Origin of the sequence: Nitrobacter vulgaris, assembly GCF_002028545.1 — a bacterium.
Classification (GTDB): Bacteria; Pseudomonadota; Alphaproteobacteria; order Rhizobiales; family Xanthobacteraceae; genus Nitrobacter; species Nitrobacter vulgaris.
The window spans coordinates 142,724-155,406 of sequence record NZ_MWPQ01000051.1; the positions used below are offsets into that span (position 1 = coordinate 142,724).

The following is a 12,683-nucleotide window of genomic DNA, read 5'->3' on the forward strand; positions in this document are numbered from 1 at the left end:
AGCAGCAGAGCGAGTATCGCACCGAGGATAGCCCAGCCGACCGTCATGCCATTCATATGTCGCCTCCTGGTTCATTCGGAAATACCATGCCGCACTCCCTTTAGGAACGACGCGTCTGCTCACGTGTGATAGCGCCATCCCATCATCACTAACTGACGCTCACCCTTACACGTGCGAATCACCGGGCGAGACCATCGGGGTAGACAGCGGGCAGCGGCGGGAGGTTTCCCGTGAGGTCACGCAACACAGCGAACAAACTGGGATGGCTTCCTGGTTGGTGGTGATGCTGTAAGGTTGCACATCCGATACTCACCGTCGCGCGTTCCTCGGGTCGAACTTCGGGCACTTCCTTGGGTTGTACTCCGGCAAGCTGTCCGGTCGCTCGGGATAATGAAACTCATCACCCCTAAGCCATCGCCCTTCGAACCTCACCCAGAACAATATAGCGTCGATCTGACGTATGCAAACTCGTGCACGGGCCACAAGCCGCCGTCGCGTATCCTCTCGCCTGTCGGATTGAACGAGAGGTTGTTGAGTTTGCACAGCGCCTCGCCATCCAATGTTCTCTCTAGCAATTCTAATCAATCGCGCTCTGCCCGGAAGTGAAACGTCGTTGTCTTCTGCTACAGCGAACGCTGCGGCCGACGTTCGTCGCTATGCGATAACGCTGACCACAACGGGGCTTAAGGCACTCGCTTGGTGAAAACTCTTTTCAACTCCGGAAAGCCTTGGACAGCGGATGATATTAGAACGTTACAAAAGCTGGCGGCGGAAGATAAGCCAGTCCGCCTGATCGCTAAATTAATGGGCCGAACGTCAATCGGGGTTCAGGCGAAAGCCCTGCAAGAGCACATTTTGATCAAGCGCCAGTCTCGCGGTCGGCGGAAGCCCCCAATTCCTGAATGAACGAAAAACCCTGAACTTGTTAAAAAACCACATCCCAGAAAAGCAAATGGCCCGAAGCGTTGCCCGGGCCATCCACATCGCGAGCGAGCCTACATCCAGCTCAGCTCGCTAGCCTAGGCGAAGGTTCTCCGCGCTCTCTTTGCCGCGGTTCGCCACGATCTCGTAAGATACCTTGGCGCCCTCTGCCAGGCCGGTGAACCCGGCCTTCTCCACGGCTGAGATATGGACAAACACGTCCTTGCCGCCGGTTTCCGGCTGGATGAAGCCATAGCCTTTCTGCTGGTTAAACCACTTCACAGTTCCTGTAGCCACGTTGGTCGTCCCCAAAACGTTGAAACGTGAATACAACCCTAAGCAGTAGCGGGAAGCAAGGCACAATACTGCCGGTGGTGAGCCGGCGGAGGCGTCCTCTTCTCGCTAAGGGAGCGCCGATCTTAGGAATCAATCTTCACAGTTTTAGCGTGAATTTCACGTAGATTCATTGAAGATTATCGATTTTCATGAAATTCTTCTACCCTGTGCTCTTTTTCATAAGCCGGTATTGAAATTCATGGAACCCGGGCAACAGAAGCCATTTTCAGAAGCTGTCATCGCTTTTCACGGTCGCCCGCTGCCGGAAGCTGCCATTCCGGTCGGTTATGCCGCCTTGATCGACGCCTTTGAGCTGGCTGTCCCGGCGCCCATCCGCTTGGCCGCAATCGGCCCCCGACACAAGGTCTACGAGGCCGACGGCTGGAAGCTCTATACGCCGCGTCACCGGCCCGACGCCAATCTCGGTGGCCATCTAACCTTCGCGCTGCGTTACGAAGGACTCGATCTCGCCGTTCTGAAGCGACTGTTCCTTGTCACGGGACCGGAGCCGATCGCGGCTCTTGTCCGCGCCGCGCCGACTGGCGCTTACGCACGGCGGATCTGGTTCTTGTACGAATGGCTGCTCGATGCCCGGCTCGACCTGCCTGACGCAACGCAAGGGAGTTACGCTCCTGTCGTTGACCCAGGGCAGCAATGGGCTATCGACGGGACGACATCGTCACGCCATCGCGTGAAGAACAATCTGCCCGGTACACCCGCCTATTGTCCGCTAATCTTTCGCACGCCGTTGTTGGAGCAGCTTGTCGCCCGCAATCTCAGCGATGAAGCACGACGTCTTGTAGCCGAGGTACCCGCTGACCTCCTCGCCCGCACCGCGGCCTTTTTACTACGGAAGGATTCGCGATCGAGCTTCCAAATCGAAGGCGAGGATCCGCCCCAGGATCGCATTCAGCGCTGGGGGCATGTCATTGGCGAAGCCGGCCATCGCCCGATCGACCGGGCCGAACTGGAACGCTTGCAACGCATCGTCATCGGGGATGCGCGTTTCGTCCATCTCGGATTGAGAGAGCAAGGCGGGTTTGTCGGCGAGCACGATCGACTGGACGGGACCCCCATTCCCGATCACATCAGCGCGCGACACCAGGACCTGCCTGCGCTGATCGATGGCCTGACGGCTTTCGATCGCAGCGCTGCGCAAAGCCTCGACGCGGTACTTGCCGCAGCCGTTCTCGCGTTCGGCTTCGTTTACATCCATCCGTTTGAGGATGGTAACGGCCGTCTCCACCGCTACCTCATCCATCATGTTCTGGCGGAACGAGGCTTCAACCCACCTGGTCTTGTCTTTCCCGTATCGGCCGTGATTCTCGATCGGATCGACGATTACCGCCGCGTGCTTGAAGGTTATTCGCGCCGACTATTGCCGCTCATTCGCCGGCGCCCGACCGACCGCGGCAATGTCGAGGTCCTGAACGAGACGGCCGACTTCTATCGCTATTTCGACGCGACGCCCCATGCGGAGTTTCTGTTCGAATGTGTCGCGCGCACCATCGATGTCGATCTGCCCGCCGAAACCGCGTTCCTCCGGAGCTACGATAGCTTCAAGACCCAAGTGAAGCGGATGATCGACATGCCGGACCGAGTCCTCGACCTGCTGTATCGCTTCCTGCGGCAGAACGGAGGCAAGCTGTCGAAGCGCGCGCGCGAAAAGGAATTCGCGGCCCTGACTGACGACGAGGCAGCGGAGATCGAGGCAATCTACGCGAACCTTTAACGCTTAACCGCCGCGCCTTTTCCTCCTATTGCTCTGAGCATCGGTCAGCTTCAAGGCAGCATCGACCACGGCTCTGAATGCGGAGGATCCGCGGGCCGTTTCACCGACGATGGCCAACCAACCGTCCGATGCCGACGCCACGCGAGAGTTCGCATCGAGCAGATCGCGCGCCCTGGCCACTGTCCGGCGACCGGCTGGCGTCTTCCCGGACAATATCTTCGATAGGTGTCCCTGGCTAATACCGAAGCAGGACACGCAATCATTCAGGCAATCCGCGACTATTTCAAGGATGATGAATTCAGGTTTGAGAGATGTGCGGCGAAAATTGCTGAGTTCATGCTTCCTCGTATTGTCTCGCTTGATCTGACAAGACCAATACGGGATGGCGGCCGTGATGGGATTGGCAGATACCAGCTGGGTGACGGTGCTTCCGCAGTGGATGTAAGCTTCGCACTTGAAGCCAAGTGCTACAGCATGAGCAGTTCGGTCGGGGTTAAAGAGTTATCGAGACTTATCTCGCGCCTGCGCCACCGCCAGTTCGGTGTGCTGGTCACGACATCCTTCGTCCATGATCAGGCTTACAAAGAAATCAAAGAAGACCAGCATCCGATTATCGTGATTTGCGCTTCAGATATCGTCAGACTTCTGAAGAACGCAGGCATTACCACTGTGCCTGACGCGAAGGCTTGGCTCGCTGTATTCTAAACGTTCGGATACCGCTCGAGACTGCGTGGCGAGCCCGTGCAGATATCGAAGAACTCTGGCGGCGGATCGCCTTCTCGATCCTGATCACTAACGTAGACGACCACTTGGTTAATCATGGATTCCTCCATGTCGATCGGGGTCAGCGGCGTCTAGCGCCCGCCTTTGACATCAATCCCTTTCCTGAGTGGGTGCGAGAATTGAACACTTGGATTTCGGAGGATGTCGGACCGGAGGCCAGCATCGATGCACTGATGTCGGTCATCGCATACTTCCGCATCGCCAAGACGCGCGCGAAAGAAATCTTGGGACAAGTCGAGGCCGCTATTGCTCCCTGGCGCGAGCAAGGCCAGCCCTTGGCATGATAGGGGACGAACTCGATCAGTTCGCCGATGCGTTTGAGCATCGCGAGCGCGCTGCACTGAGAAAACTATCGACTTAGCTTGCGAGCTCATCGGACAAGACCGCAGATCATCCAGGCCTCGATGTGCCTATCGCAGTACAGCTTCCCATGCCGAAAGCGCCCGTATGATTGGCGTGTCGCTGTCATTGCTGTGCACGGGATGTCCGTCGCAAGCCATCGCAAGAGAACGAAAGTGAAAGAAAAGTGGAACGGCGATGCACAAAATTTGCACACGATCCCCCACCTAACTAATCCATCATCGGGTTCACCCGCCATAAGAAAAACGCCGCGATCCCATGGACAACAACGAGGACGGCGAAAACCGTCCCGGCCGCGCCGTCCAGGCGCCCTACGGGAAGAAGAACAAGCGCCGGTAACGCCAGTAGCAGACCAATCGCATAAGAGAGTGCGGCCGTTCGGGACATCGATCAGGTCGATGACAGTCATTTGTCCGCACTCATATTCCGCGTCGGGCCGGCAGCGCGCACGGAAGGACTATCGCGACCCGTCACTCTGACGTCGCTACCATACGCGCTCTAACCGCCAGTAGCCGTCATTGTCTAGGACGAGACGCCAGGTCTGCGGCGCGACCTCTGTTTCCTTCGCTATGCGATAGGTCGGGATGGAGAGATGAATGGCGCCCTCAACGGGGTGCCACTCGGCGATCACGGTGACACCGTCGCCAAACTCGACGAGACATCCAGGCCCTATTTTGCGATCGTCATCAACGGAGATGCGATCACGACGGAACGCATGACTATGTGGAAACACAAACGCATTATCGGCACCGCGGACCGCTATTCGACGTTATTCCTCTCGCATCCGCACCACGACCTTGCCCCTGGCATGGCCGGCTTCCAGATACGCAATCGCCTCACCGATCTCGGCAAATAAAAAGACACGGTCGATGATCGGCTCAAGTTTTTTCTGTTCGATGAGCTGAGCAAGCTCCGCCAGTTCGGCGCCGCTCGGATGCATGAACAGGTAGCGATATGAAACGCCGTGCTTTCTGGCTTCTGCACGCAGGCCGCGGGATGCGAACCAGAACAGCATCGTGAGCAACGGGCCTCGGCCCAGATCCTTTCGCGCGGTCTCGGGCTCTGGCATGCCCGCAATCGATACCACCTTGCCGCCGCGCTTCACCACACGGAATGATGTCTTGAGCGTTTCGCCTCCAAGCAGATCGAACACGCCGTCCATGTCATGCACATGGTCCTCGAACCGCTGCGAGGTGTAGTCGATCACCACATCGGCTCCGAGCCGTTCGACAAGTGCTTTTCCACGCGGCGATGCCGTTGTTGTAACCTCTGCGCCGAGCCATTTCGCCAACTGGATGGCGAACGTGCCGACGCCGCCCGCCCCTGCCGGTATGAAGACCCGGCTGCCGTTCCGCAGGTTGAGTTCGTCGCGCAACGCCTGAAGTGCGGTGAGCCCCGCGAGCGGGACCGCCGCGGCGGTGACGAAATCGACCGACGAAGGTATTCGAGCGAGGAGGTTTTCGGGGAGAACCGCGTATTCCGCGAAGGCTCCCATGGAATCCTTCGGCATGCGGGCGAAGACGCGGTCTCCCTTCGCAAACCGCGTTGCGCCGGCGCCGCATTCTTCCACGACGCCCGCTAAGTCGTTTCCCAGGACGGTTGGCAAGGCATATCGGTAGATGATCTTAAGTTTGCCCTCGCGCGTCTTGAAATCGACCGGGTTGAGGCCAGCGGCGTGGACGCGCACCAGCACTTCACCCTGCTCCGGTCGCGGTCGCGGTAGCTCACGGAGTTCCGTGGCTTCCGGCCCGCCATATTTCGTCAGGACAAATGCTTTCATCTGCATGAACATCCGTGGGGACCGTTCATTCTCCTGTCTAGCACGAGGTGCGCGTGGTCGGCACCGTCGAAGCTTCCCACGGGAGATCAGAACCCCATAGACCAAACCTTCGGAGGTTTCTCATGCCCAACAGGACGAAGAAATGGTCGGCGGACGTCACTGAGCACAGTGATGCGCTCGAACTGGAGCCGCACGTGTTCGAGAAGGACAACCCAAAAGAGATTGCGGCATCATTGAAGCGATCGGCCGACAAGAGCGAAAACCGCAAATCCGAGCCCTTTCGTTCGGCGATGTCCATGCTGACCTTCTACATCAATCGCGCCGGCAGGAATCTTCCGGCGAAGCGCAAGAAGGTCCTGGAAGACGCAAAGGACGAGCTACGCCGAGCATATGGAAGGCTCGCCGAGGACTGACGGACTTGCCTATGCGCGCGCATATCTTCCTTTGGTCCATCATGGTCGTGACTTCTCCCGGATTGCCTGCACGACCACATCGATGTCGTGAGGCTCAATCCCGAGTTCTCGGAAGCCGCACCGTTCCGCGACGTTGTCGATCCGCATGAGTTCGACCTGGTTGCGCGTCAGCGGCGCGCCGGGGACGAGTTCGGCGACGATGGCGAGCGCGTGCCATGCCAGAAACGGCACAGGCATCAAGCGGACGCGTACGCCGAGTAGCCGGGAGATCTCCTCGACCAGTTCCCGGTAGGAGTAGACACGCGGTCCGCCGAACTCGAACAGACGCGCCTCGGGGTCGCTCGCCCCCAGCGCGAGTCGCGCTATGGCTTCCGCGACGTCTTCAACAAATGCCGGCTGGAGACGCGTGTCGCCGCTACCGAACAGCGGGTACGCAGGAAGGATTCGTAACAGTCTCACGATCGTCGTCAGAAATGCGTCGTCGCTTCCCGTCATTACCGCGGGACGGACGATGATCGCATTCGGAAATACAGCTGCAACGGCTTCCTCGCCCTGCCCTCGCGCCCGGATGTAGCTCGACGCCGAGCGGGGGTTGGAACCGATTCCGGATATCTGGATGTATCGCACAGCGCCGGCATCTCGTGCGGCGGCTGCCAATCTCAAGGCGGCCTCGACATGGATCCGTTCGAACGTGACGTCGCCGTGCTCGGTATAGAGACTGACTGCGTTGATGACCGTGCTCGCGCCTGAAACGGCCGCAGCAACTTGCTCCTGGTCGAGGATATCCGCTTTTACGGCAGAAAATGATCCACCATGAACCTGCTCGTGCCTTGCACGAGTGGAATGGCGCGATGCCGCACGGACAGCGGTGCCGTGGTCAAGGAGATGCTTGACGATCCTGCGTCCGAGAAAGCCCGAACCGCCGAACACGGTCGTCAACTCAAGCCTGGAATGCGCCTCGCCTGATGGTCTTGCTGTGTCCTCCATCCCTTTTCAACGGCCTCGGCCGGGAAGCGTTCGACCGAACGCGCTTTTTCAGGACAGAAGGCGGCCCGGCAAGGTGCTGGGCGATGGCGGGGGTGCCCAATAGCGCGGCCTTCGGGAGTGAGTCAGATTGTCGCAATTAAACCCGCGATTCTACGCTCCGACTCTCTTCCAGGTGCTTCCACGACGCTTCCACGAGCCATCTTTGGGCGATAAAAATCGGAAAGTAAAAGCCCCCGAAAACATCATGTTTTCAGGGGCTTATAGATTGGTTGCGGGGATAGGATTTGAACCTATGACCTTCAGGTTATGAGCCTGACGAGCTACCGGGCTGCTCCACCCCGCGTTAAACTTTTGCTCGCCTTCGAAATCATGCCGGGCAGCAATCCGGCGACACCTAGGCGCCGATCAATTCTCATCCGGTAGATGACTGAAAAGGCAACTCGGGCGAACGCCCTAGTGCGAAACCACGTGTACCAATGCACACTCGCTTTGGAAAGGGCTGCGCCTCACATTTCCTAACTTTTATAGGTCCGGACGACAATTCATTCCAAATTCGATTGGCTTCCTCGATGATATGAACCAACCCTGTTCACGCGCAGCGAAGCCTCTTTTGAAAAACAAGATCATCCCCTTCTCGCCTATACCCCTCGGCGCGCCATGTTACGCTATGCGCCGGCCGATCCGTAAATTTCAAATCGAAGCACTACTGGTGTCCGAATCCGAAATCAACATCGGCGAATGCAAGCCGCGCGGCCAATCCATATGACCCTCAGCGAGAGTTGAGCGCTGGAATCAGATCGCTGGCGAGTTTCCTGACGAGACCGATAAACGCTGCCGTCCAAGCCAGCAAAGCCACATAGACGCATACATCCGCGATAGGCCGTAAGAACTCCAGCCGCATGGCACTGGACATCTCGTAAGTGCAGACCGTGTACATCCCCAACGGAAAGACCGCACTCCAATACGCCGGGTCGTACCTGAGAGGGAAACGCCGATAAACATGCCGCCAGACAAACAAGACGATGAGAAGCGGTATCCACCACGTTCCGGCAGCCCAGAAAAAGATGGTGAAACCCTTGAGAAAGGGAAGTAGCTCCTCAAGGAACCACGCATCCGCCGCATTCTCAATCAGCACCGAACCAGCAAGCGTTGAGATAGCCATCGCCCCCATGTTGATCCAGTACGAGGGCACGAAATCGGCAGGCGAGAACTTAAAAAACATATAGCGATAGAAAATAAGCGAGATGATCGAGATATACATCATGCCGCCCCACAGCAACATCGAAAGCGCCAGAAAATTGACGTCGAGCCGGAGGGGTTGATGAATATGTCGTGCGAGTAGCGCGCTAAGGAGAGCGATCGCCTGGGTCGAAACGACCGCAAGCAACCAAGCCCCGGTGATTCCCTGATCAATGGTCGGCTTGGCTTCCATAATCGTCAGGTTTGCAAAAATTGTGTAGGTCAGGATAATCCAGAGGAGAATACCAAAAATCCAAAGTCCCATGGCAACGTCTAATGCGCCAGCGAGTATGAATTGGTTCGCCATCACCCCCGTGGCAGCCACCGCGGAAAGAAATCCAGGCGCAGAACGATGGTCGGTGAGATCGACAATCAGTGCTCGACGGTAGCGTATGAGTCGCCACGACGTGAGAATCCAGAGCGCTACAAATTGCGTTGTATTCAGCCAAAGAAGAGCGACGGCGATCGGATGAAATCCGGCCCGCTCCGAAGCAATGGAGACGATCCCAGTAGCCATCACCAACGCAAAATAGGCTGGTGAAAGGCGGCGAGCGCCGCGCATGCGAAGCCGAAAGCGACGTTTAGGTGAGTCAAACGGCTGCACTAGACTTCACTGACCTTGAGCTTAGACACCGTTGTGACGTCACACCGCCCCTCCGGGGGCGGTGTGAATGGTTGACAGGCAAACCTCTCAGGATCGCCTAGATAAAGGATTCAATGGGCGGGAACGGCTTCGGCGATCGCAGCGCTGATCGGCTTCACATTCCTGAAGCCAACTCGCGAGAACGAGACATAAAAAGCCGCCATATTCATCAGCGCCCAGACAACAAAGCCGAGCGTATACCCGCCAATCAGGTAGTTGCTAGCGGCCAGAACAGCGGTCATCGTGAAACCGCAAGCCGCGCCGGCAGCTTTGGCCAATCCACTGACTGCGCCAACTTGTTCAAAGTAAATCGGGATTAGCTTGATGACCACTGCCGCTGACGCGCCCGACAGCAACGCCAATCCGTAAATGGCGACCAACTCTAAACTCAGTGAAATCTGCAACGCCATCAGCACGGCGAGAACAGACATAGCACCGAACATCCAAGTCAAAAGGGAAAAAACCTCATAACGGTCAGCCAGCCAGCCCCCGAGCGGTCGGGTAAGGGCCACGCAAACCACCAGCAGCGGCGTGTAAAATGCCACTGCCGAGGTCGCTTCCACGTGCCAATGATCGACGAGATAGGTCGGCATCGTCGACGCGAAAAACACCAAGGTGCCGAACGCCACCCAATAAAGGCCAGGCACCAGCCAAACAACGACGCCCGAGCGGTAGACAGCCAAAATCTCCCGCGTCGACGTATTCTTAAGCTTCTTGTTCGGCGCATCAGACGTGAAAAACATGTAAACCGCCGCCATTAACAACGTAGGAATGGCGAAGATAGGGAATATGATACGCCAGCCCTCAGGATCGTTCGCATCTGCAACGCTCGTAATGACGAACGTAACAGCCATCATACCAAAGGTAATCCCGATATTACCCAAGGCAAAAAGCCCCAAGGCCATGCCTTGTCTGGACTTGGGATACCACGACGACACGTGAGCGTTACCTACCACGAAGGTCGCACCACCAAGTCCTAGCATCGACCCCAGGAACAGGAAGGAATAATAGCCCTCCGCAAAGGTTCCGAAAATCAGAACCACTGAAAGGCAGACCAACAAAATCGTGAACACAGTCCGGCCACCGAACTTGTCAGTCCAGATACCTAGCGGAATACTGACAGCAGCGGCGAAAAGCGGCTCCATCGCAGCCAAAACAAGCACTTGCGTGCTTGTGAAATGGTACCACTCAATCAAAAATGGGGCGAGCGCAGAAAACATCCCCCAAATAGCGAACCCCAGCGAAAACGCTAAGGTTGAGATCCACAACACCTTCGCGTTGCCTTGCGGCTCGCTTGGCGCATCTACCTTGCCAACTGAATGTTCCACCGGTAGCTCCTACCTAAGAAATAATCTATCTAGCTGATTGCGTTGCTTCTAAAAAACCAGGTTAATACCTGGATCCTGACCTTAAGCTACCGGTTCGCCGCGCTGCTAAGCCAACGGGATCCGCTCCGCACGATCTCCTCAACCGACAAGTCAACTCATAATTCTCGCCGGCGAGCGAAACTCGCCGGCGAGAATATCTTTATCTCTTTTACCAGAACGTAACTATTACGCCAAGCTACTAGTGAGCAGATCTCACAGTGTTTCTGATCTGAATCTGGTACGGCCGCCACAAGTACCAGAAGGGGAACATGATCAAATGCACGAGCCGGGAGAACGGAAACAGGGAGATCACCAAGAACCCGGTAAGCATGTGCGCTTTAACAGGAAGCGGCAAAGCCGACACATAGTGAGTTTGCGGATTCAGAGATACCAGCGAAATCAACCACGGCACCGCAGTATCGATGTACCAGTCAGCTCCCCAGCGGTAAGCCAAAGAAACCCAGAAACCAAGTGCGACCTGCACAAGAAGCGCGACCAGCAATATGCCGTCCATTGGGCTGGTCACGGCAAGAATTCGCTCCGTTGTAAATCGGCGCACTATCAAAACGCATAGGCCTATCAGCGCGGCGAAACCGAACGCAAAGCCAATCAGCTCGACAGTGTATAGCGCTGTCGGCGTAGATGTCAGGCTTGACCACATACCAGGAACAAGAAACCCGATCATATGGGCTAGCAGGACAACTACAATACCGTAATGCCAAGGTACGGAGCCCCAAAACAAACGGCGGTTCTCCAGAAGTTGGGACGACAACGTTGAATAGGAAAACCGATTTGTGCGGTAACGATGAACACCACCGATAACCGCCACCACGATCGCCAAGTATGGCAGAACCGCGAACAGGAATACGTCATACATAGAATTTGCCTCCGTCACACATGGGATATTCCTCTCACGCTCGCCAATCCAGCAGGTCGTCTGCTGCGACCTCCGCAAGTGGCTTATACACCTTGAAATGCTGCCGGCCGGCTTGGGTCCAGAATACGACATGCGTTTCTACTGGAGGACAGCCGGGATCAGAACAAGGAAGCTCCGACACCATGATCGTCTCGTCCTCATCAAGATTGAATCGTTCTCGGGTCCAGCTAAGGACACGCTCCTGCTCAGCTGAGCGGTCAGCGCGCTTTTTCGTCATACCCTCACTTAGCAAAAGCCGTAATGAGTCGAGCACTTGATGATATGGGTGTGCGCGCTTCTCCGCCTCTTCCACATCATAATCTTCGCTCATAGCCAACAAAAAGCCGCCCTCCAGTACATCACCCTGGCCTTGGCCCTTGAGCTGTTTACGATCGTCTTCCTGACTCTGCCCCTCAATCAACTTTCGCGCTTCGCGCTGCTGCGCCTTTAGCTGCTTTCGTAAATCACGATCGTCCAGCTTCGCACGCTCAATTCCGGTATCGCCATCAATATCAGCCGGTCCGTGTTGATGACTCTCCGTTTCCGGCTTCGTTGTCATACGCTCAAGCGCCGGCAACAACCCTTTGTTCAAAAGAGCATCGATGTCTTCGCCCTCGTTCTCTGCAGCGAAGCGTAATACGATCGACAAGCGATCCGGCATTTCCGAAGCATCGGGCTCAAACCCGCTTGCGCGATAACTTTTCTTAAGTTCGACCAAAAATACACTGCGCTTGTAGTTTTCACCGAAAAGCTGATAGCCAACATAGGGATGACATATCGAATTCAGATCAAAAAAACCGCTATAAACCTCCTGCAGCTTTCCTTCCGGCGTCTGCTCGGCAAAATCTCGGAAGCCTACCAACAAAGCCGCGGCCTGCGGCTGCACAGATTTCACCAGCGCCACGCATTCGGCAGCCTTATGCTCTAAACCTGCAACAGGATAATCGAGGATGTCAGCAAACAACCCCAAAACCTTGGCGCGGTTCGAATACAAAACCTCTGCACGATGCGAAAAACGACTCATGATCTTTATGTCGAGCCTATGATACTGAACACTTTATATAAAAATATAAGACAGTCTTCCTATTTCAGACCATCTTAGAACCACGCGAGACGGGTCCGAATGCATAACCCGGATACCGTCTCGCGCCTTGCCGTGCGGGAAGAGGGCCTATGGTCCTCTTGCCGGATCGGTGTGGAAGCCGA

The 12,683-nt window shown here is 56.3% G+C and carries 12 protein-coding genes and 1 tRNA gene; 4 read left to right on the plus strand and 9 right to left on the minus strand.

Features of this window, described 5'->3' with window-relative positions:
- Positions 1 to 1,014: 1,014 nt before the first annotated feature.
- Positions 1,015 to 1,218, minus strand: a complete 204-nt coding sequence (locus B2M20_RS14880) for a cold-shock protein (RefSeq protein WP_079447843.1) — start codon at positions 1,216 to 1,218, stop codon at positions 1,015 to 1,017.
- 238 nt (positions 1,219 to 1,456) lie between these two features.
- On the opposite strand from B2M20_RS14880, the gene B2M20_RS14885 reads away from it, so the two are divergent.
- The 3 genes from B2M20_RS14885 to B2M20_RS20345 all read left to right on the plus strand — a co-directional run bounded on the left by B2M20_RS14885 (position 1,457) and on the right by B2M20_RS20345 (position 4,056).
- On the plus strand, positions 1,457 to 2,989 hold the full coding sequence (locus B2M20_RS14885) for a Fic family protein (protein ID WP_079447844.1): 1,533 nt from the start codon (positions 1,457 to 1,459) through the stop codon (positions 2,987 to 2,989).
- 225 nt (positions 2,990 to 3,214) lie between these two features.
- Positions 3,215 to 3,694, plus strand: coding sequence for a restriction endonuclease (locus tag B2M20_RS14890; RefSeq protein ID WP_079447815.1), 480 nt, complete (start codon positions 3,215 to 3,217; stop codon positions 3,692 to 3,694).
- A gap of 83 nt (positions 3,695 to 3,777) precedes the next feature.
- A complete protein-coding gene (locus B2M20_RS20345; protein WP_244553537.1) occupies positions 3,778 to 4,056 on the plus strand; it encodes a HipA domain-containing protein in 279 nt (92 codons plus the stop codon).
- 560 nt (positions 4,057 to 4,616) lie between these two features.
- Here the strand turns inward: B2M20_RS20345 and B2M20_RS14900 are convergent.
- Together B2M20_RS14900 and B2M20_RS14905 are read right to left on the minus strand one after the other, a co-directional pair.
- The gene (locus B2M20_RS14900) at positions 4,617 to 4,865 is read right to left on the minus strand and encodes a hypothetical protein (RefSeq protein ID WP_244553535.1); all 249 of its coding nucleotides are present in this window, start codon (positions 4,863 to 4,865) and stop codon (positions 4,617 to 4,619) included.
- A gap of 36 nt (positions 4,866 to 4,901) precedes the next feature.
- Positions 4,902 to 5,912: an NADP-dependent oxidoreductase gene (locus B2M20_RS14905; protein ID WP_079447845.1), complete on the minus strand. Its 1,011-nt coding sequence runs from the start codon at positions 5,910 to 5,912 to the stop codon at positions 4,902 to 4,904.
- 122 nt (positions 5,913 to 6,034) lie between these two features.
- Here B2M20_RS14905 and B2M20_RS14910 point away from each other — a divergent pair, with 122 nt between their 5' ends.
- Positions 6,035 to 6,325, plus strand: a complete 291-nt coding sequence (locus B2M20_RS14910; RefSeq protein ID WP_079447817.1) for a DUF3175 domain-containing protein — start codon at positions 6,035 to 6,037, stop codon at positions 6,323 to 6,325.
- Between the two features lie 39 nt (positions 6,326 to 6,364).
- Here B2M20_RS14910 and B2M20_RS14915 read toward each other — a convergent pair whose 3' ends face one another.
- The 6 genes from B2M20_RS14915 to narJ all read right to left on the minus strand — a co-directional run bounded on the left by B2M20_RS14915 (position 6,365) and on the right by narJ (position 12,501).
- Entirely contained in the window at positions 6,365 to 7,312 is a 948-nt protein-coding gene (locus B2M20_RS14915; protein WP_079447818.1) for a complex I NDUFA9 subunit family protein, read from the minus strand.
- A 266-nt stretch (positions 7,313 to 7,578) separates the two neighbouring features.
- Positions 7,579 to 7,655, minus strand: a tRNA-Met gene (locus tag B2M20_RS14920).
- A 426-nt stretch (positions 7,656 to 8,081) separates the two neighbouring features.
- Entirely contained in the window at positions 8,082 to 9,155 is a 1,074-nt protein-coding gene (locus B2M20_RS14930) for a tellurite resistance/C4-dicarboxylate transporter family protein (protein WP_173816031.1), read from the minus strand.
- Between the two features lie 110 nt (positions 9,156 to 9,265).
- Complete coding sequence (locus B2M20_RS14935) at positions 9,266 to 10,522, minus strand: MFS transporter (protein ID WP_079447821.1); 1,257 nt, start codon at positions 10,520 to 10,522, stop codon at positions 9,266 to 9,268.
- 238 nt (positions 10,523 to 10,760) lie between these two features.
- Entirely contained in the window at positions 10,761 to 11,438 is a 678-nt protein-coding gene (gene narI, locus B2M20_RS14940; protein ID WP_079447822.1) for a respiratory nitrate reductase subunit gamma, read from the minus strand.
- Positions 11,439 to 11,472: 34 nt separating this feature from the next.
- Positions 11,473 to 12,501, minus strand: a complete 1,029-nt coding sequence (narJ, locus tag B2M20_RS14945) for a nitrate reductase molybdenum cofactor assembly chaperone (RefSeq protein WP_079447823.1) — start codon at positions 12,499 to 12,501, stop codon at positions 11,473 to 11,475.
- Between the last annotated feature and the right edge of the window lie 182 nt (positions 12,502 to 12,683).

Bases quoted from the DNA above. Each gene is read 5' to 3' on its own strand.
- B2M20_RS14885 (WP_079447844.1), top strand. From the start codon at position 1,457: ATGGAACCCGGGCAACAGAAGCCATTTTCAGAAGCTGTCATCGCTTTT.
- B2M20_RS14905 (WP_079447845.1), bottom strand. From the start codon at position 5,912: ATGAAAGCATTTGTCCTGACGAAATATGGCGGGCCGGAAGCCACGGAA.
- B2M20_RS14910 (WP_079447817.1), top strand. From the start codon at position 6,035: ATGCCCAACAGGACGAAGAAATGGTCGGCGGACGTCACTGAGCACAGT.
- B2M20_RS14915 (WP_079447818.1), bottom strand. From the start codon at position 7,312: ATGGAGGACACAGCAAGACCATCAGGCGAGGCGCATTCCAGGCTTGAG.
- narI (WP_079447822.1), bottom strand. From the start codon at position 11,438: ATGTATGACGTATTCCTGTTCGCGGTTCTGCCATACTTGGCGATCGTG.
- narJ (WP_079447823.1), bottom strand. From the start codon at position 12,501: ATGAGTCGTTTTTCGCATCGTGCAGAGGTTTTGTATTCGAACCGCGCC.